General features: G+C 36.0%; 20 protein-coding genes. 14 read left to right on the top strand and 6 right to left on the bottom strand.

The features are described 5' to 3' along the window. Nucleotides 1-152 precede the first annotated feature (152 nt). The 7 genes from D0T08_RS01285 (at nt 153) to D0T08_RS01255 (ending at nt 5,694) form a co-directional block, all read left to right on the top strand. On the top strand, nt 153-1,685 hold the full coding sequence (locus tag D0T08_RS01285; protein WP_158561167.1) for an SBBP repeat-containing protein: 1,533 nt from the start codon (nt 153-155) through the stop codon (nt 1,683-1,685). Nucleotides 1,686-1,819: 134 nt separating this feature from the next. Further along, entirely contained in the window at nt 1,820-2,521 is a 702-nt protein-coding gene (locus D0T08_RS01280; protein ID WP_116980755.1) for an RDD family protein, read from the top strand. Nucleotides 2,522-2,568: 47 nt separating this feature from the next. Then, on the top strand, nt 2,569-2,850 hold the full coding sequence (locus D0T08_RS01275; protein WP_147322683.1) for a hypothetical protein: 282 nt from the start codon (nt 2,569-2,571) through the stop codon (nt 2,848-2,850). A gap of 138 nt (nt 2,851-2,988) precedes the next feature. After that, nucleotides 2,989-3,498 (top strand): hypothetical protein, encoded by a 510-nt coding sequence (locus D0T08_RS01270; protein WP_116980753.1) that lies wholly within the window; start codon nt 2,989-2,991, stop codon nt 3,496-3,498. Nucleotides 3,499-3,515: 17 nt separating this feature from the next. Further along, nucleotides 3,516-4,130: a hypothetical protein gene (locus D0T08_RS01265; RefSeq protein WP_116980752.1), complete on the top strand. Its 615-nt coding sequence runs from the start codon at nt 3,516-3,518 to the stop codon at nt 4,128-4,130. Nucleotides 4,131-4,251: 121 nt separating this feature from the next. Further along, nucleotides 4,252-4,653: a DUF4348 domain-containing protein gene (locus D0T08_RS01260; RefSeq protein ID WP_116980751.1), complete on the top strand. Its 402-nt coding sequence runs from the start codon at nt 4,252-4,254 to the stop codon at nt 4,651-4,653. 150 nt (nt 4,654-4,803) lie between these two features. Continuing rightward, entirely contained in the window at nt 4,804-5,694 is an 891-nt protein-coding gene (locus tag D0T08_RS01255; protein ID WP_147322682.1) for a hypothetical protein, read from the top strand. Between the two features lie 61 nt (nt 5,695-5,755). Here D0T08_RS01255 and D0T08_RS01250 read toward each other — a convergent pair whose 3' ends face one another. Both D0T08_RS01250 and D0T08_RS01245 read right to left on the bottom strand, forming a co-directional pair. Next, a complete protein-coding gene (locus D0T08_RS01250; RefSeq protein WP_116980749.1) occupies nt 5,756-6,352 on the bottom strand; it encodes a hypothetical protein in 597 nt (198 codons plus the stop codon). Beyond that, nucleotides 6,342-6,845: an RNA polymerase sigma factor gene (locus tag D0T08_RS01245; RefSeq protein WP_116980748.1), complete on the bottom strand. Its 504-nt coding sequence runs from the start codon at nt 6,843-6,845 to the stop codon at nt 6,342-6,344. The genes D0T08_RS01250 and D0T08_RS01245 overlap by 11 nt, the downstream gene beginning before the upstream one ends. 153 nt (nt 6,846-6,998) lie before the next feature. On the opposite strand from D0T08_RS01245, the gene D0T08_RS01240 reads away from it, so the two are divergent. From D0T08_RS01240 to D0T08_RS01215, 6 genes are all read left to right on the top strand, one after another. Next, the gene (locus D0T08_RS01240; protein ID WP_116980747.1) at nt 6,999-7,604 is read left to right on the top strand and encodes an RNA polymerase sigma factor; all 606 of its coding nucleotides are present in this window, start codon (nt 6,999-7,001) and stop codon (nt 7,602-7,604) included. Next, nucleotides 7,601-8,044: a hypothetical protein gene (locus D0T08_RS01235; protein ID WP_116980746.1), complete on the top strand. Its 444-nt coding sequence runs from the start codon at nt 7,601-7,603 to the stop codon at nt 8,042-8,044. The genes D0T08_RS01240 and D0T08_RS01235 overlap by 4 nt, the downstream gene beginning before the upstream one ends. Nucleotides 8,045-8,109: 65 nt before the next feature. Further along, complete coding sequence (locus D0T08_RS01230; RefSeq protein WP_116980745.1) at nt 8,110-8,532, top strand: hypothetical protein; 423 nt, start codon at nt 8,110-8,112, stop codon at nt 8,530-8,532. A 2-nt stretch (nt 8,533-8,534) separates the two neighbouring features. After that, nucleotides 8,535-10,169 (top strand): S41 family peptidase, encoded by a 1,635-nt coding sequence (locus tag D0T08_RS01225; RefSeq protein ID WP_116980744.1) that lies wholly within the window; start codon nt 8,535-8,537, stop codon nt 10,167-10,169. Nucleotides 10,170-10,683: 514 nt separating this feature from the next. Continuing rightward, nucleotides 10,684-11,100: a response regulator gene (locus tag D0T08_RS01220; protein WP_116980743.1), complete on the top strand. Its 417-nt coding sequence runs from the start codon at nt 10,684-10,686 to the stop codon at nt 11,098-11,100. A 301-nt stretch (nt 11,101-11,401) separates the two neighbouring features. Then, nucleotides 11,402-14,116 carry a PAS domain S-box protein gene (locus tag D0T08_RS01215; RefSeq protein WP_116980742.1) on the top strand — a complete coding sequence of 905 codons (2,715 nt, stop codon included), beginning with the start codon at nt 11,402-11,404 and terminating at the stop codon, nt 14,114-14,116. A 91-nt stretch (nt 14,117-14,207) separates the two neighbouring features. Here the strand turns inward: D0T08_RS01215 and D0T08_RS01210 are convergent, their stop codons facing one another. The 3 genes from D0T08_RS01210 to D0T08_RS01200 all read right to left on the bottom strand — a co-directional run bounded on the left by D0T08_RS01210 (nt 14,208) and on the right by D0T08_RS01200 (nt 19,217). Beyond that, on the bottom strand, nt 14,208-14,696 hold the full coding sequence (locus D0T08_RS01210; RefSeq protein ID WP_116980741.1) for a hypothetical protein: 489 nt from the start codon (nt 14,694-14,696) through the stop codon (nt 14,208-14,210). A 399-nt stretch (nt 14,697-15,095) separates the two neighbouring features. After that, entirely contained in the window at nt 15,096-15,464 is a 369-nt protein-coding gene (locus D0T08_RS27870) for a hypothetical protein (RefSeq protein WP_229238878.1), read from the bottom strand. A 30-nt stretch (nt 15,465-15,494) separates the two neighbouring features. After that, nucleotides 15,495-19,217, bottom strand: coding sequence for a ThuA domain-containing protein (locus D0T08_RS01200; protein ID WP_116981472.1), 3,723 nt, complete (start codon nt 19,215-19,217; stop codon nt 15,495-15,497). Nucleotides 19,218-19,543: 326 nt separating this feature from the next. Between D0T08_RS01200 and D0T08_RS01195 the strand changes: the two genes are divergently transcribed. Next, complete coding sequence (locus D0T08_RS01195; protein ID WP_116980739.1) at nt 19,544-20,299, top strand: NrtR DNA-binding winged helix domain-containing protein; 756 nt, start codon at nt 19,544-19,546, stop codon at nt 20,297-20,299. 114 nt (nt 20,300-20,413) lie between these two features. Here D0T08_RS01195 and D0T08_RS01190 read toward each other — a convergent pair whose 3' ends face one another. Then, a complete protein-coding gene (locus tag D0T08_RS01190; RefSeq protein ID WP_116980738.1) occupies nt 20,414-20,647 on the bottom strand; it encodes a hypothetical protein in 234 nt (77 codons plus the stop codon). Nucleotides 20,648-20,825 lie beyond the last annotated feature (178 nt).

Genomic DNA, 20,825 nt, shown 5'->3' with positions numbered 1-20,825 from the left:
GTTATTTATTATTATCTCATATGTTGAAACAGCTCCGACATCTCTTTAGAATAAGTATGTACCAACCGATAAAATTATAAATTGATAATGCCTGAAATATGAAAATGCCATTGGGTTTGGAGGTAATTTTGAAGAAATTTTATATAAAATTCATGAAATCGCTATTAAAAATTGTTTCTCTATGTTTTTTAGGTTTGGGTTGTTTTGCACAAAGTGTTACTATTTTACCGGGCGGAATAACTCCTGCAATGGCTGGTAATATTCCAAGTCTGAGTTATGATGCCATCATGGCCTTGCCATCTCCAGGTATAGGTAGTTTGGCTACTGATTTAACCTACAAGTGTTTGCGTTTTTATGATGGTAAAAAATGGGCAAAATTACTAACAAACCAAGACACTGATTATGCAGGAGTTAACGCATGGTCTGCGGGCGGTTCATTAGGGGATATGGGCCAGGGTATTGCTCTTGATGCTAATGGAAACATCTATTTGACCGGTCATTTTTCAGGTACAGCCAGTTTTGGTAATATTTCCCATACCAGCGAAGGGGGTACGGATATTTTTTTTGCCAAGTATAACAAAGCCGGAGTTGCACAGTGGGTTCGCAAAGCCGGTGGTTTATTATCCGACACGGGTAATAGTGTAGCAGTAGATAATAGCGGAAATGTATTTGTAACAGGAAGTTTTCAGGGAACTGCTACTTTTGATAACACCAGTCTGATAAGTACCGGAAAAGAAGACATTTTTATTGCTAAATATAGCAGTATTGGTACACTGGAATGGGTAAGAAAAGCCGGAGGTGTAAATGAAGACATAGGAGTTGATTTGGTGACTGATGCAAGTGGGAATGTATATGTAACAGGGAATTATGAAGGAGGGAGCATTTTTGGTAGTAAAATAGTATCAGGTTTTGGAGATTCTGATGTTTTTATTGTTAAATATTCAGCTGAGGGTGACTATACTTGGGTAAAAACATTTGGTGGGCAATCAACCGATAATAGTAAGGGTATTGGAATAGATGCCAGTGGAGCCATTTATTTAACTGGAAATTTTAAGAACACAATTACCATTGGGAATACTTCGCTGACAAGTAAAGGGGGCGTTGATATTTTTTTTAGTAAATACAACAATGTCAATGATACATGGGTATGGGCAAAGCAAATCGGAGGAACAAATAATGATTACATTAATGATATTGCTATTGATGCCCAGGGGAGCCTATGGTTGGGTGGAGGTTTTCAGGATATCGCCAGTTTTGGTAGTATATCATTGGAAAGCGAAGGTAATTATGATATCTTTCTAGCTCAGTATAATGTTAATGGTAACTTGCTTTGGGTAAAAAGATATGGAGGAGAACGAGATGAATATATTATAAGTCTGGCACTTGATGCCCAGGGTAATATATATGCTTCAGGTTTTTTTGGAGGTGTAATCAATCTAGGAAAAACATTACTTGAAAGTTTTGCTAATAATGATATGTTCTTTGCAAAGTTTAAACCAAATGGAATGGTCGAATGGGCACAGAGTGCAGGTGGGGTAGGTGAAGATTATCCAACTGACGTGGTAGTTGACCCTAATGGTAATATGTATGTAACGGGTTACTTTTATGATTCAATACATTTCAATAATACTTCAGTAGTTGGGGCCGGAGCTTATGATATTCTTTTATTAAAGCTTAGAGATTAATATGGATTAATTAAAATAGAAGAGTGCAAACAAAGGTTTCGGATTTCCGGAGCCTTTTTTATTTGCCCTTACACTTCCTGAAACTGATGAATTAAACTATATTTGAGCATAAAGTCATAGCCTGAACTATACTTATGCAACAAAAACGCATATACGCCTTTCTGATAGATTTTCTCATTGCTACAGTACCAGCAGTCTTACTGATGGACTTAGGGATATTTGTCTGGAAACTCGGCTTTGAGACAATGATTTATCCCGCCTTGGGACTAATGACTGTCTTGCTGATTATCAAAGATAGTAGAAAGGGACAGAGTCCGGGTAAGTATTTTATGGGGCTTACTGTGCACAGTAAATCTGGCAGTGCAATTAGTTTTATTCTGCGTAATATCAGCCTGATTTTGTTACCTGTGGAAGTATTCATTTTCTTCCTTTTAGAGAAACGTATCGGCGATATGCTATTTAAAACAGATGTACTATCAACAGAGCAGACAACTATCAAGAGAAGCACGGAATTGTTTGCAGGTATTTTTGTAATTCTCTTGGTTTTGTACCTGTCAGGCACTAATCTGATAGCATTATATATCCGTCAGAAACAGGAATATATCCTGATGGAAGCCTTTGTTATTGGCAGCAAAGCCATACAACAGAAAACAGGTGAAATCGTTAGAATGGGCAAAATACCAAGATATAATATCAGCAAGCGTGACGGACAGACCAATGTGCGTATAGAAACAAAAGTCTACGGTAAAAAAGAAAACGCCGACTTGATTATATTCTTAACGAAGAAAGAAGGAGGGGAGTGGGTAGTTAAGGATTATAAGTATGCTGAGAAGTAGTTGATAATCTGAAATAAGGCTGAGACTATAAAATGATCATAACATCAATGAAAGTATATATATTCTTCCTTTTAGCGTTTGGTTTTATTTCTTGTCACAACAATGAAATAAAGGTAGTGGTAATTGGGATAGAAGATAAAGTAAAAATAAAGCTAAGAACTGAGTCTGAAAAAAATATTTATGATGCTTCAAAACAAGTAAATATTATACCTGAAAGGCATGGTGAAAATGATTGGAGTTTGATTTATGCAGATTCGCTTTGTGCGAGGTTCAGACATATTAAATTCAATTTAAATGATAAGCATTCGTACTTTTTTTATTTTTTTTAAAAGTGGAAAAGATATTTATTGCAGAGTTGCAATTAAGGGAGATTCGCCGATTAATGATACGTTAAAATTAGAGGATTGCAGACTTCTGAAGCTTCAGAGTAAATAGATGTATTTTAACCTAACAGAGACTTTATATTTATGCAGCATACCGAACAATCAATTAAAATAAGAATTTTTGTTTTGATTATCTATGTTTTAATGGGTTGCTATTGGTATTTGGATAATTTTTCTAGCATGGGTCCTGGGCCTTTTGGTGTATCGGATATTTTATTTCAATGGAATATTGTTGATTTTGATACCTTTTATATCATTCGCAGATGGGAATACGGGTTAATGAGTAGCACCCTACTTTTAATTGCATTATTGGTTGGAAAAAAATACCTGAAATGGATATTACAATTTGAATCAATATTTACACTTTTGAGGTATCTTTTTACTAAAGTTATTGATATTAACAGTTATGCAGGTATGGCAGTAGTTGAAGACGTTGTGATATATGATTTTGTTGGTTTCTTAATGCGTTATTTATTGGTTTTAATGGCATTTGGCTTTTATAAGAGTTATAAGCCTTATAAATTGATAGCAGTCATAATTGGAGTAATAAGTACAATTACATTGAAAATACTGTTTTTTAGATTTGATTATTAGTATTGAAAGTTAAAGAAATGCCTATCTATACACTAATTTTTGTTTTGCTAATTAAAATGACTGAAGGACAGTATGGTCATTCAGGAACGGAATCTTTATATGGACTTTTAGTAGACAAACCTATAGTTTTCAAGCCTGATAGCTCTATCAATAAATGTCTGTTTTTAGAAGATTATGAGTCTTATTTTTTAAAATTTTTTCCTAACAAAAAGAGGCAGAGAACACACGACTTTATTAGAAGTAGTCCGGTAATGATTTTTAGTGACCAACTGAAAGAGGAGTATTTAATAGCTTACAGGTATGAAGGTGGTAATGAATATGCATTTGACTGTTTTGAAATCGGCTATTTTGAAGACGATAAAAAACTGAATAAAAAATTGGCAGTAATCAGTAAAGAAACAATTTTCATGACAGAGTCAGGTTTGGGATTAGGTAGTACATTAGAAGAGGTTACCAATACAAAAGGAAAGAATTTTAAAGTGAAACGGAAAGGTAATGATATGACTCTTACCTATTATCTTAGTGATAAACACGCTTTTGTAAAAAGATACTACATGCTCGCCTATTTTATGGAATTCAGACTTCGAGAGAATAAAGTAAGGCAAATTACATTTGGTTTTGAATATCCCTGAAACAATTTCAATATAATTTCTAATAATTTGCCATAAATTTCATTATTTAAGAACCAATAGAAAACTTTAAGAAAAGTATTGGGGTTATTGCTCTGATTACCCAGCCCAAAAATCATAACGTATGAAATTAATTGCCGTTTTGTTACTAATGACCTCTTTTTTTATAGAAGCAGGTTTTGTCCATAAAATTGAAAACAATGAAGAGAATTTTGACAAGTTTTTCAAGAACTTTTGTAAAGATGATAAATTTCAGCTAAGTAGAATTAAGTTTCCATTGAAAGTTGTAGTAGTTGATGAGGAGAAAAGAAATGAAAAAACGATTCAACAGAACGACTGGCGACATACCGATTTATTGAAATTGAAAAAGGAGCATTCAAAAAATAAATTAGAGACTTTAGATAAAGCTATGGATTCAAAAGATGTGGTATTTACCAATAAAGACAATGGTGAGATAGTACATCATCTTTTTTCAAATATTGATAATCAATGGTATCTGACTAGTATCGTTGATGAATCTGAGTAGAGATCTCTAAAGTAGTAGTCATATAGATAGGCTAAAAAGTAAAATACCTCATAAGCATAATAAAACTTTGACGAAATCGGCTAAGGAAATTATTCTTTCAGAGTAAGTCTGAAGGATGAGTAAAATGATTAATCATTTAATTTTACGCCGATGAAAAATATAGTAATTCTTTTTATACTGGTTTTTCTTAAACCACTTGATACTGTTGCATGTAAGTGCATGAGTATACCTGCTCTAAGTTATTTCGACATCCAGAAATCAGATTTAGCATTTATTGGTACCTGCCAGAAGATTATTACTTTAAAAGACCACAATTATGCGATTTTTAATGTAAGCATCTTACTAAAAGGCAATCTAAAATTTCAAACCAAAGTTACTGTTTTATCAAGTAATAATGGTTCGGGCGATTGTATGCAGGCTTTTTATGTAGGACAAAAATGGCTCGTAATAGCAAAAAGAACCATGTTTGGTTATTATCCGAGTCATTGTGATAACAATGAATTAGTTACAGGTGATGCACTTACTAAGATAAGAGAGGCTGCACCCGGCTATCCATTTTCTGATAAGGCAGACACTGATTTCTTCTTTGATAAAAATGAGATAAGAATCAAAGGGAAATTTATAGAAGGCAAAGAGGAGGGCTATTGGTATTATTATTATCGTAATCAGTTAAGATATAAAGTTCTGTATCATAAAGGGCGGATAAGAGAATTACATAATATTGACAAAAACTCTTATAAATTGGTACTATTAAAGAATGGAGATATTATTAAAGTTAAAGATGTATTTAACAATGAAAGTAGAGAAGCATATTTTAAATATACTTCTGGTAGGACTATTATTAGAAACTTCATCAATGGAAAGTTTGATTATAAATTAACTATTGATTTAGAGACTAAAGATATGGTTGTTGTCAATAAGAAAGGAGCAATTGTGGGCCGCAATAATTACTTTGAAGAGTTTAAATACTATCCGGGTGGACATATTGATCCGGTCTATCAATTTTTCATGCGTGATTGTTTGTATTTAGATAAGAGTTAATAGCTACTGTGTTTTTAATAGGGCAAGTAGTAGTAATTTTACTCGCCCTCCCTTTTTAATTTTACATCTCCAATTCCCTCAATAGTTCCTCTGACTGCTGTAAGGATTTGCTATAGTATTTAATAACCCATCTAGAAAAAAACGATAGAAAAACATAGCCCACAGCTATAGCACCTGACCAGAAAAATTTGTTTTCGTTAAGACTTTTACCTGCTGTAAATTTAGGCATCAACAGAATTACGAATACTAACAGAATGTAAGCCGCTAATACATTTGCCTGCTGAAACCTGATGAAGCGCAGCTTTTGTGTCGCAAAGGTTTTCAGAGTTTCGGCATAGGGGCGGCTTACATCGCCTACTGAATTAATCTGACTAAGCAAGACAAGACTAATAGTTGGCAGAACTACTAATATGATAATGGTGATGATCCCTATCCCTTGAAAGAATGGAGTAGTTAGTTTGTTGAAATTCATAATCATATATACTACAGCGCCAAAGGCAAAGAGGGTACCAAGTGCTTCATGATAGATTACTTTTTTTAGTTTCGATTTGTATCCGGTTTTTGTCATTTTTTCAATGGTTAATGGTTTTAAAAAAGATTGTTTTTCTGCGGGATTACTTGCTTCATCCCATATATTTTTTAGTTCGTCAAGTTCCATGACTTTGGTTATTTATAGTTTGTTTCCTTAATTTTTCTTTGATACGTTGTAGTTTAGTGCCCACATTGCTTACCGTTATACCGATTATCTCGGCGATTTCGTCATAACTTTTATTGTCTAAATAAAGCATCACAATTGCTTTGTCAAGTAAGTTAAGGCTCTCTATCTGCTGTCTGAACAATTCCCATTTCTGTTCAATTGCACTATTGTCTTCATCCTGATAATTTAATATATGTTCATCAATCTCAACTGTAAAAACTCTTCTCTTCGCAATCTTTAACTGATAAATAGCCACATTTAATGCCACCCGATACATCCAGGTACTTAAACTAGATTGTTGATTGAAAGAATCAAAAGATTTCCAGAGCTGATAAATGATTTCCTGCACCAGGTCTTCTTTATCGTCGGTATTATTCGTATATACCGAAGTAATCTTGAAAATCAGACTTTCATTCTCTTTGATGGCTTTTATAAATTTTTCCTTTTTGTCCACGTAACGGTGAGCGATTTTTATTTTCTTACTCTATTAGTATACAGATTTATGAAAAAATCACAGCGGGAGAAAAAAGATTTTATTTTTTTATGTTTTTTGAAATACTTGTAAATTAACTGCAACATTTTTCGGGCTTTTCTGTCTCATGCCTAAGTGAACACTATCAGAGAAAATAATGTGTCAGACCAGGTTTTGGTCGGTAGAGTGTTAGGCGGAGATACTAATGCTTTCAGGCTTATCATGAAAAATACTGAAGGCCTGGTAGGACAGATTGTCTTCAAGATGGTGAAGAATCCGGCTGATAGGAAAGATATTGCGCAGGATATTTATTTAAGAACATTTCAGAAACTGAATACCTTTCAGTTTCAATCAAAACTTTCGACCTGGATAGGCCAGATTGCTTATAATAGTTGTCTGGGATACCTTGAAAAAAAGAAATTAGTTTTACTGGATAGTGTCAATGATGAAGAAGAAAACGAAATTTTAGAGAAGCTCAATTACGCGATTGACCCGTTTGTGAGTGAAACAGAAAGTATTTTTTTTAAACAGGAGCTTTCTGCCATTCTGAAAATAGAAATTGACAAACTTTCGCCCATTTATAAAACGTTGATTACACTTTATCATAACGAAGAATTGAGCTATGCTGAAATAACAGAAATAACGCAGTTGCCGGAAGGGACTGTGAAAAGCTATTTATCGAGAGCCCGAAAATTACTAAAAGATAATTTATTGCTCACTTATAAAAAGGAAGCATTATGAAAAATATACATCTGACTGATGAAGAAATTCAACGATATGCCTTAGAGACTGAAAATTGCCCTAAGGTATGGACTGACCACATACAGCATTGCCCACATTGCCAGCAGCAAGTGCAGGCATATCAACTATTGTTTGAGGGCATTGAATCTCAAGAGCAAGTAATGTTTGATTTTGATTTGGCCGATTTGGTAATTGAGCAGTTACCACAATCAAAACCAGTGCAGGACAAACCATTTGTATTTTCGATTGCTGCTGTAGTGGCTTTAATGATTGGCGTTGCAGGATATGTGTTTGGTAATAGCCTGACAAACCTATTCTTTTACCTACAACCTATTCTTGTAGGTTTAGTGATTTTAACCTCTTTTGGAGTGATGGTTTTCTTGGGTATAGACATGTATCAGCGATATAAAGTACAAATGAAAGTACTAAATTTTTATTAATCATTGCAACAAATAAGGGAGTTAGCTATCTAATCTGATATAAAACATTAACATAAATATAAAATATGAAAAAGCCAGTTATCATTTTATTAGCCAGCCTCTGTCCTGTTTTTGCATATGCACAAGACGGGCTCTATGCACCAGAAGTTTTCAGAGTGGCCTCCATGATTTTTACCTTAGGTCTGTTTATGTGGTTTATTCTGGCCATTATGAAACGCCTGATGGATAATAAACTGAAAAATAAAATTGTCGACAAGGGTGTGCCTGATAGCGTTGTTGCGTCTGTCTTGAAGACTAATCCAAAAGAAGACCTGAATGCCAACGTAAAATGGTTTGCTATTCTTGCGGGCTTAGGTGTGGCTTTAACAGCCATTCATTATACCCAGCCTTTGGGTATCCATTCTCTGGCTATTATGGCGTTCAGTATTGCCGTAAGCTTTCTGGGTTATTTCCTTTTCTTGAAACAATCTGAGAAAAACGCTGATTGATTATGAAATACCTTATTTTTCTGGCAATTAATCTGCTGTTTATTCAGTGTGATTATGCCCAATCTTTGCCTGTTATCAAGGCAAAATCGAAGAAAGTAGATGTACGTGATGGAAAGATTTTCCAGAAAGGGGTCTGGAATCTCACACCGGAAGCAAAGCCTGATATATATCAGGCTTTGGAACCTATCGTTGAAAAACGCATTACGTTTTATACCGATGTTGACTCTATTACATTTGATGTATCACCCAATAAAACCTACGATTTTTTGATTGTACTAAATGGTAAGGATACTTGCTATACCCGAATTTCAACCATCGTAAAAGCCAGTCAGATTGCCACCGAAGCGAAACCAAATAAGCTGATTGCACCTACCCAGTTACAGCAGGACTTCAAAGCTTTCAGGGAAGGACTGGAAAAAGATCATGCAGGACTCTACACCTATAAAAGCAAGCAACAAATGGATAGGTTTATGGATAGTTGTTATGCAACATTGAACCAGTCTATGACAGCGCTAGAATTCGGCAAATTGATTCTGGAGGTAATAAGTACTTTAGAGGATGGACATACAAGGAGTAATATACCTAACCTGTTGATGATCTATTATAACGATCATGAAAAGGTATTTCCATTGTACCCATATTTTGTCAATGATAAAGCTTATGTACTTTGCGGAGGGGTAGAAGGCTTAATTGCCAGAACTGAAATAGTAAAAATTGATGGTAAAACCATTAAAGAAATTACAGACAAAATTTACAGATATCTGCCGTCTGACGGTACAATCAGAACTAAAAAACGGCAACAATTGAACGATGGAGCTTTCCCGATTCTATACCATTGGATTTTCGGAAACAAAGATACTTTCGAAGTGCAATATAAGTCTAAAAACGGGACAGTAGAAACCCTGACAATTGCCAGCAAAGCTACAAAAGACTTTGCCTGTGAATATCAAAAGAAACAAAGCAACCCAAGACCTTTGCAATTAGCTTTTTTGAATACTTCATCTGCACTATTGACTGTTAAAACATTTGATGAAGGTAGACTCGGTCGGGCAAATATAGATTTTGGTGGCTTTCTTGATAGTGCTTTTACAGCGATAAAGAATAAAAAAATCAGTAGTCTGATTGTGGATGTGAGAGATAATGGAGGAGGGGCAGACGATTATGGTGCATTGTTGTACAGTTATCTGAGCCAGAAATCTTTCAGGTATTTTTTCTCTAAAGCTTCAAATACACATGTAGTAAAAGTAGATGAAAATCCTTTATTGGGTGCTCAAAAACCACAACCAAATAGTTTCAAAGGCAAAGTTTTTATCCTGACTAATGGATTTAGTTTTTCAACCACAGCGGATTTCTGCGCTACTGCCCGTAGTAATGACAGAGCAATTTTTATCGGCGAAGAAACGGGTGGTGGATACTATGGCAATACATCAGGCGGAAGCACAGAAATCATTCTTTCTAATAGCCAGATTTCAGTTAGTATTCCGCTCTATAAATACATTAATGCTGTAAAAAAAGCGCAATATCCTGATAGAGGCACCATACCTGATTATCAGATTATACCATCTATTGAAGATGTATTGCAACATAAGAATGTAGAGTTAGACTTTGCTTTGGGGTTGATAAATACGTCTAAGTAAGATCAAAGAATAGCTCGAAACTTTTTGCAAGAGAAGAGCGCACTTAGTGATTAATTATTTCGCTGACTTAAGTCCGCTTATTACAGAAGTAAATAGATTGTACAATTGTACAGGAGAGAATGCTGAACTAGCAGCATTCTCTCTTCATTTCTATCTATCCCCTCCAAAAGAATCATTCTTACCGTTCTGCCATTGCCCTATTTGCTTCTATATTAACTTACCGTTAAATTATATTATTTTGAGAGTTTATGTAAACAATTCTACATTTTATTTGTTTACATTTGTATTAGTGGTAAAAAAATGCTCTTTTCTGTCAATTTTACTTTGGCATATTTTTTTTTTCTACTATTTAATTAATAGCTGTATTCTTTTATTATAAAGTGCTTCTATTTATAAAACACCATTAGAACCTTCTTCCTTTCCCTTTTAAAAGTTTGTGCTTTTCTCTTATATAACGTCAGTGCTTTACATTTTACTGGTAGCTATATTGTCAGAACTAAATACGTATGTTTGTATGTATATTAATATTGTTTTAGCCGAAAAAGATGCAGAATATCAGGAGATATTTCAGGAAGCCTTAGAAGAAGCACATATCTCAGCTATGCTTACGATTGTAAATGATGGGAAAGAATTGATGGATAAGCTCAAATCTCCTCAATCGCCGACATACAATGTAGTAGTATTGGATATGAATATACCCAAAAAGAGCGGTATTCAGTGTTTAAAAGAAATCAGAAAAGATAATAAATGGAATAATACTTTTTCTGTAGTATTAACCAGCGATAAAAATAAAAATCAGGTAGAGAAAGCCTATCTCGCAGGTGCCAATCTATTTGTAACTAAACCTGATTCTTACAATGATTACATTGAAACCATAAAAAAAATACTTACTTCAGAACGAGAAATGAGCCTGCCTATTTATTTTAAATAGCATTTCAAATAAAGGAGGAAGGCTTCTCTAAATTTTGTCTGCTTAGTATAATCCTATAGAATCATTAGTTTTCTAATGCCCTGATTATAGTCATATGCCAGGTTTTATACTTTATACTATTAATCGTTGACAATTACTAATGTCAACCGACTCAAACTTGTGAGTCTGATTGCACCAAAAACTCTTCTTCATACATTTACTCATTTAGAGTGACTCAAGCAAAAATTCACAAAATTCGCTATATTTGTATTAAAATTAATGTTAACCTTAGCATTTTTGAATTTTAACCGGATTCACTACCATGAGTATTCAATCATCGTTAGTAATACCTGATGATTCACAACTAGCTGTTCAATTAGACTTCCAACAGGCTATTTATAATTTTTTCAAGCAGGCATCGGGTATTTTCTGTGTGTTACGGGGTGCTGACTATACTTATGATCTGGCAAATCCATCTTATCTACACTTTGTCGGACAACGAGAATTAATCGGAAAAACAGTTGAAGAAACGCTACCAGAGCTGAGGGAACAAGGTTTCCTGGATATTTTAGATAAGGTATATACCTCAAAAATAACTTATGTAGGTAATGAAATACATTTTAGCTTTAAGCAGGAAGATGGTAAAGCAAGAGAGGCTTATGGCAATTTTACATTTCAACCTGTATTAAATTCAAAAGGTGAAACCATAGGCATCATTCTATCAGGCTATGATATTACAGAACAAATTATTACTCGTAAAAAAGTAGAAGAGTTGGAAGAAAGAATGCGTTTGGCGGTCGATGCAAGTAATATTGGTATCTACGATTATAATATATTGACAGGAGAAGTACTTTCATCTGACATTATGAATAATATGTTTGACTTAGAAGGATCTATTAGCCTGGAGAAGTATTTGGAAATATTGAAACTGAACGATGAGGAAAATCGTAAACTAATTTACCAGCAATCTTTAAAATCAGGGCTTTTAAGTTACCAGTTTGTTATTAATCAGCAGGATGGAACGAAAAAATGGATAGAAACCAGTGCTAAAGTATATTATAATCAAGAGGGTATGCCTGTCAGGCTTTTAGGGACAGTTAAAGATATTACTGAGAATAAGGCCACTGAAGAAAAAATGGCTACTTTGGCTGCCATTGTGGAGTCATCGGATGATTTGATTCTAAGTAAAAGTTTAGATGGTATTGTAACTAGTTGGAATGAAGCCGGACACAGAATTATGGGTTATGAAGCTTCCGAAATGATAGGTCAAAATGTCTCTAAACTAATACCAGAAAACCGATTACAAGAAGAAGACGAGATTACTAGCCTTTTGAAAAAAGGCGAAAGGATAGAACATTTTGAGACCCAGCGGGTCAGGAAGGATGGCCAGATAATAGATATTTCTCTGACCATTTCACCAGTGAAAAATAAGGATGGAGAAATAATCGGAGCTTCGAAGATTGCGCGCGATATTACCGCCCAAAAGCATAATGAACGTATAATTACTGAAAATGAAGAAAGGCTGAAAATATTGATTGAAGCCAGTGATCTGGGTACTTGGGATCTTAATCTGATAACAAGAGAAGTAGAGTACTCAACAAGGTATCTTGAAATATTTGGCTATCCACAAGATGCTGTATTAACTCATGAGCAATTGGTGGCACACTTGCATCCTGATGATTTGCCAGTAAGAAAAAGGGCTTTTGAGGAGGCTTATCGTACAGGGATTTTACATTATATCTCAAGACTTGTATGGAAAGATAAGAGTGTTCACTGGATGGAGGGTAAAGGAAAGGTATTATATAACGAAAGTGGCATCCCTTACAAAATGATGGGAACGCTTCGGGATATAACCAGTGAAATGAACTACCAGAAAGAGCTGGAGAAAAGAGAGGAAGTGTTCAGATTGTTGGCTGATTCTATGCCACAGCATATCTGGACAAGTGATGCTGAAGGAAAAATGCACTATTTTAATCAGTCAGTATACGATTATTCTGGTCTTACAGCTGAAGAATTGGGGCAGGAGGGATGGTTAAAGTTGGTGCACTCTGAAGAGAAAGAAAGCATTAATAAAGCCTGGCTTGCAGCCATAGAAGAAGGAGATTTATTTAAGGCTGAACATCGGTTAAGAAGAAATGATGGGAACTATCGTTGGCAGTTAAGCCGTGCCGTTCCACAGAAAGATGAAGATGGTAACATCATTATGTGGGTAGGAACCAGTACTGATGTGCATGACTGGAAGTTGTTTACTGATGAATTGGAGGAACAGGTAAAACAGCGTACGCAACAATTAGAGGAATCAAATGAGGGGCTAAGCAAACTCAATAATGAATTGGCTCAGTTTGCTTATGTAGCGAGTCATGATTTACAAGAACCCCTGCGTAAAATTCAGACTTTCTCAGCCCGTATTCTGGAAATTGAAAAAGACAGTCTGTCAGATAAAGGTAAAGATTATTTTGGGCGACTGCAAAATGCTTCCAAACGCATGCAGCAATTGATACTAGATTTACTAGCCTATTCTCGTGCCAACACTGCAGAAAGACATTTTGAAGAGACAGATCTAAATGACTTGTTGGAGGGCATATTAGAACAACTAAAAGAGTCTATTCAACAAAAAGATGCCATTATTGAATCGCCTGCATTACCGGCATTGCGTATAGTGCGGTATCAGTTTGAACAATTATTTACTAATTTATTGACTAATGCCTTGAAGTTTTCAAAGACTGACGAGAATCCAATAATTAAAATTGACTATGAATTGTTGCCTGGTGGTGCTATCGATAAACCTGGTATTGATAAGAATTTAGATTATTATCATATTAGTTTTAAAGATAATGGTATTGGCTTTGAGTCTGAATATAATGAGGCTGTTTTTCAAGTATTCAAACGTCTACATGGCAAAGATGAATACCCAGGCACAGGTATTGGCCTTGCCATTGTAAAGAAAATTGTTGAAAACCACAACGGAATTATTACCGCTTCCGGCGAATTAGGGCAAGGCGCATCGTTTGACATGTATTTTCCGATAGGAGACTGAAGAATTAAGTGATTGAGCGCTTTAGTGAATGAGTGATTAGTAACGATAGTAAAATTCATATAATCACTCATTCACTAAATCATTCAATCACTCAATATAAAATCGCATAATTCAGATGGCCTAATTCAGTCAGGATAACGTCCTTAGTAAGAAAGGCAAACATAGCGAATGTGCCTATAAATGCAATGATGCTGATAATTACCGACAGAGCGAAATAGCTCGATGAAAATACAGGTAATCTTTTTTTGAAAAAGTGATTGTAAACAATAAAAGACTCCAGAATCATTAAGCCTCCGAAAAACAAGGCAACTAAGGCAATTGTAAAATTGTTGGCTGCCAAGGCCGATGCCTTTGACACTACACCAAATATTGTAATCCAGATAGGAAGGGCATAAAATGCCAGCCAAACGATGATGAGAAAGGCTATCCAACTGGAAATTTTTCCAAATGTGCTATAATGCGGATACCGTGGCTGAATCTGCCAGAAAAGATAATGAACACCGCAAAGATGCGCTAAAATGACATGCGGAATAACGAGATAAAACTCAGTCGGGAATAGGCTGGCTTGTAGAAAAATCATAAAAGTAGAGGAGGTTATAATGTTCGATAATGATTACAGTATAGCAGTTGTTTATAAAGAGGTAGTAAACGACTTTAGCAGATAAAATTATATTCGGGATCTTGAAAAACTAAATAGAAAGAATAATACAAGCGATGATGAATTTTCGACGAATAAGTCAGACTCCTATAGCATATACATGCCAGAAATTTCTTTCGGAAAGAGAGATTCAGATTCATAAACTACAGCAAATGCCTTTTAGCGGTTTTTAAATAACGATGGTTGTGAAATACTATGCTAAGGTAGTAAAGAAACCGATATATCCTAGTAAATCTGATTATTTTATTTACAAGTGTATATAAAAAAACACCCTTGAGACATGGCTCAAAGGTGCATTTGCTTAGAATAATTTAGGTCAATTTATTTTAATCTCGTTCCTTCTACCTCAATCATATCCATTAGCTTACCTACAAAGTGTTCTTCATCTTTCTTTGATATAACCATAGTCAGGTCATAGCCACCAGCTGAAAAAGCAGCATGTAATTCTTCCCCTTTCACTTCAACCGAAGTCATGGTAGCTACTTCTTTGGTTTCAGGGTTAGTAATTTTTCCTACAAGTTTATCATCTTTTAATTCGAATGACATAGGCATTTTAATATCGCCTTGTGGTGTGCCTTTTACTAATACCTCCCAGTTACCAACGTAGAAATTTTGATTAGTTTGCGCTTTTGCCAAAGACATGGCAGTCATTAATACAACTAAAGAAAGAACCGATTTCAGATTTTTCATTGATTATTGATTTTGAATTTAAATATAAAATTATTGTTTTTTGCCTTCAAAGGTCGAGCCCATAGCTTCAACCTTAATTTTGCTTACTTTACCGCTAGCATCCCTTATAAAACTGGCTTTAGATTGAGTGCCATTGATAAAACTATCTGGAGTACCTGATGGCTCCAAAAGTGTTATCTGGTCTGCAACTTTCGAGTATAATTTACCTTCTTTTTCCTCAAACTCAATATAGTCAATAGGTAAGCCTTCCATTTTGTATTTACCAATATAGTCACCGATATTTGCTTTTGGTAAAGCACCTGTATCAGTATTTGTTTTTGGTTCTTCCGGTAGATTCAATTTAAACTCTAAGCCTGTTACAATCATGAGTGTACCGGCTTCAGCTTTCGGATTTACAAATACTACATATACATCGTGAAGACCTTCTACATTGCCGATAGGTACTTTCAAGATATTTGGTGCCATACTCATTTTTTCTGTTGGCTCTAAGAATTCAGACTCACCTACCAATTTGCCCTTAGGACCATCCAAACGGAGTTCTACTTTTCCACCCAAAGCATTCACTTGTGGTTTTGGCGCCATCGCCTGTATCTGTAATTCAGTGATGCCACTTAAATCAACCTGATTCAAGACCATGTAAGCACCTGATTTGGCAGGCATTGCCAGGTTACGGCCGCTGAATGCCATCTTGTTGATATCTTCGTATCTATCAAAATCATGCGCACCTAATGAGGCATTTCTTAAAGTAAATGTTTGTTCTGATTTCAAGGATGGTAAGCCATTAGCACCCTGATCTTCGTAAGCGGCTCTTACAATATAAATCCCTTTGCCTTTATCGTTCGCTGGCAGTTTGGCTGTATATTTACCTTGCAATGGCAACGATTTTGCTTTAGGCTTTTCGTTGGCAATGTTCAGAATATATTTCACCATTTCAGTAGCATCAGATGTTGATACCTGTGGATGGCCTGCCATAGCAGTTTCTCCCCAAACACCACTACCACCACTGATTACTTTCTTTGCCAAACGATCAATAGCTTCTTTATCACCTTTGTACTTCATGGCTACTTCACGATAGGCAGGCCCGATAGATTTTTTCTCTACACTGTGGCAGGCTTTGCAATCACTGGCTTCAATCAATTTTTTACCTGTAGTAAATGCCGCACTGGCATCTGCTGAACGGTGTCCTTGTGCGATGGCTATTTTGTCAAAACCTTCAGCCAAGTAGTCAATATTTACTGCTACATTTTCAGCATCAATACCATTACCTAAAGTACCATCTTCTTTGTCCTTTACTTTAATATCGTACTCAAAAGATTTATTGGCAACATAAAACGACTTATTACCTTTTGGCATATCAAAACTCAATACCGGAGGTTCGTTACCTGCTACCAATTCTAAAGATTGGGTATTAGTGCCACCTTTGCCATCATTGATAGTTAAGGTCGCTTTATAAATACCGGGTTTCGTTAATGTTACACTGGCATCAGGAGTAGCAATAACTTTATTAAAACCATTTTTTGAGGTGATTTGCCAGCTATATTTCAAGGCGTCTCCATCTGCATCAGTCGAGCCTTTTGAGCTTAGTTTTACTGTAAATGGCACTGCGCCACCTGATTGGTTGGCCGCTACAGCAATCTGTGGTTTACGATTACCTCCATTGTATTCGATACGAATCAATCGGGCATCATCATTGCCTGTGAACCAGCCAGAGCCGTATTCTAACATATATAAGTCGCCATTTTCTGCAAATTCCATATCCATTGGGTTGCTGAATTTATAGCTTGGCATAAAGCGCTCCATTGATACATAATTACCATCTTTGTCCATGGTTACCGCCATGATCCAACCACGCATCCACTCATAAATCAATAGCTTACCATTATAATATTGTGGAAATGCACGAGTAGCAGCTTTAAAATTATCAGAATAGAATACAGGCCCTGCCATGGCATTTCTACCACCACTACCCACTAATGGGAACTCCTTAGAAGCAGCATAAGGGTACCAGATAAAGGCTTTTTGCGCAGGAGGTAATACTTTCAAACCGGTATTGCTTGGCGAAGTATTGGTAGGGGCATTCACCTCCCATTTCTCCAGTGATTTGTTATTGGCAAAATCATATTTATTGTATGCTTTGTTGTCGCCAACAAAATGAGGCCAACCGAAGTTACCTGCTTTACGGGCCTGGCCTACTTCATCGTGCCCTGCCGGGCCTCTGTCGTCAGCAGGTTTGCTGCCATCCGGACCAACTTCTCCCCAATACACAAATCCGGTTTTATTATCCACTGCAATTCTGAATGGGTTTCTGTGACCCATCGTATAGATTTCAGGACGAGTACCTGCTGTACCTTTAGGGAATAGGTTTCCTTCAGGAATAGAATAACCCCCATCAGCCGTTGGTTTGATTCGGATGATTTTTCCTCTCAAATCGTTGGTATTAGCCGATGATTTCTGTGCATCCCAGGATTCTCTACCGGGTCTTTCATCACTTGGGCTATAGCCATTCGAGCCATGAGGGTTGGTATTATCACCTGTCGATAGATAAAGATTACCTACTTTATCCCAGGCAATAGAACCGGCGGTATGGCAACATTCTTCACGTTGAGTCGAAATCTCCAGCAATACTTTTTTAGATGAAAGCACCAGTTCATCACCCTTCAATTCGTAACGAGTAAGGATATTCGATGATTTTTCAGGTGTTGAGTAATATAGATATATCCAGTGATTCTGTGCAAAATTCGGGTCTTTACTCATTCCCAATAATCCATCCTCTGCTGTCGATTCTTTGCCTTCTTTGTTTTTGTATTTAGTACTTACAGGTATGTTAGCAATAGTTTTCAGTTGCTTGGTTTTGGTATTGTAAATCCTTACAGCTCCTTTACGCTCTATAAATAAAATACGGCCATCGTTCAGCACGCTCAACTCCATTGGCTCGTCCAGTTTTTCTTCTAAAACCACTTTTGTAAAGCGGTTTTCTTCCGGACGAGCATTGGCATAGTTTAAAGGTTTAGGGTTTGGTCCACCCATGGCATAGTTAATACCAGCATATAGGTGATTTAAGAATAAAGGCTCTACAAAAGTTTCGTCAGTGTGTCCCATCGCTGTATAGAACGAACGCCCACCGTCAAATTCCTGATACCAGCTCATCGGGTGATAATCAGGGTTTTTGCCCCCTTGATAAGTCTTTTCATCAATGGTTATCAAAACATTGATTTTAGGCGAAATATCTTTAAAGCTATAAAACTCATCGCTTCTTTCAAAGGTTTCAGGCATACCTTGTGTTGCCCAGTTTTTCTGCACAACTGTATACTTCCCTTTTTGCACGTTGCTTGGCACCATCGGATGGTCAAGGAAATAGGCACCTGCCAGCTTACCATACCAAGGCCACTCATATTCAGTATCAGTAGCTGCATGGATACCCACATAGCCGCCACCTGCCTGGATGAAGCGCTCAAAAACAGCTTGTTGTTTGTCGTTCAATACATCTCCGGTAGTGCTTAGGAAGAGTACTGCATTGTATTTCTTTAAATCGGTTTCATTAAACGCCTCGGCGTCTTCGGTAAAGGTTACAGCAAAGCCTTTTTCAGTAGCCATTTTAGCAAGAGCTTTTTTTCCAGCCTCAATAGAAGCATGTCTGAATGCGGCAGTTTTGCTGAAAACCAAAAGATTAGGCTTTTTGACTTGTGCCTGAACTCCTACAAAGGAGAGAAGCACAGCCAAAAGAAGAGTAAAGGTCTTTAAGCGTTTCATCATGATTGAATACATTGATTTTGAAGTTTGATTAACAGCCCGTACGCGATGAGGTACCTGAGAAAAGGAGTTGATACATTCCCGTAGTTGCTCAGTTCTCTTTAGATAGAAGACAGATGACTAATAGGTTAGTTTCAGGACGAAATTCTTTTCTGGTACAAATGTGATTACTTAAAAAATATAAAACAAGATATAATGTCTTTTTTTTAGACAATAATGAAATTTTGACTACTTTTGTATCAATCGGAGAACAAATAGTACCCATTTTAGAAAAATTAGTCTAAACACCTATTTCTAACGTATTTTACACAACACCAAGTATCAGCCTGATGAACATACTTAATAAAGAAGACTATATAGAACAGGTATCCATAGATTGCGTTATTCTCGGATTTCATGACAGACAATTGCGGGTATTGTTGCCGAAAATCAAGATTCTTAAAAATATCTGGACACTTCCCGGAGGCTTCATTTTACAAAACGAAAGTCTGGATGATGCCGCTTTGAGAATCCTGGCCGAACGAACAGGCATACGTGATATTTATTTAGAGCAATTCAGGGTATTTGGCAGCCTCGAACGTTCTTCTCCAGGACTGATGCAAGATGTGTTAGATTTTCATTGGGATAAGTTTTTAGAATCAGGCTTAACGGCCGAAGATGTTGCCTGGGTGCAGCGTCGGTTTATCTCGATAGGCTATTATGCTTTGGTAGATATTCATAAAGTAGTACCGGTTTGCTCTGAATTAGATGAGTCGTGCGAGTGGTATGATATTAAAGAACTGCCACCTTTAGCATTTGACCATGCAGAAATTGTCATGAAAGCACTTGGTTACCTGAGACTCATGCTGAACCATAAGCTGATAGGTTTTAATTTGCTACCTGAAACATTTACGATGAAAGAAGTACAGGATTTATACGAAACAGTATTAGATAAACCTTTTCGCCGGAATAATTTTCAGAAAATGATACTGGATCTGGATATACTTGAACGTCTTGAAAAGAAATTTACGGGAGCTGCTAATAAAGCACCGTATTTGTATCGATTTAAGAATAATATTGGAGAAGCTGATTTACATCTTGAATAGTTCAGATTTAATTGATGGGTTAGAGCATGAGCAGATGACACCTCACTGTAATATCCTCAATTATTTAGCCATTAATTAAGCCTTTCAAATCACTAAATCACCGGGCCACGTAGTCTAAATCGCTAAATTCACATCAATCTTAATTCGGTTTCTGGTAGGGCAGAAGTAAGAATTGTATTTGAAGCCCTCTTGTTTAATAAACTGAATGAAATCTTCGAATAGAACAGGGCAGTTCTTTTTGGCTAATACTATAGTTTTACCTTCATCGGTGCTACTCGCTGTGATTTCTTCGTAATGTATGCCAAACCTTTGTAAAGCATCTTTGATTATCTCTCTGATGTTATGCATTAGTATCATATTGGGTAAGTTAGTGACTTAACAAATGTGTTAAATCTGTTAATTAGGTTAATATAAAGGGGTAGGAGATGAGAGCTTTCTAGTGCAGTATAGTTTAATAACAGATAAGTAGAGCAGTTTAGTATATTTGAGGGGGAAAATGTCTGGTATAATAAACTAGTAAAGCTCT

This window comes from Emticicia sp. C21, assembly GCF_003418935.1.
Lineage (GTDB): Bacteria > Bacteroidota > Bacteroidia > Cytophagales > Spirosomataceae > Emticicia.
Note: the sequence above shows the minus strand (reverse complement) of the source record. Positions and strands in the feature narration are given on the sequence as shown.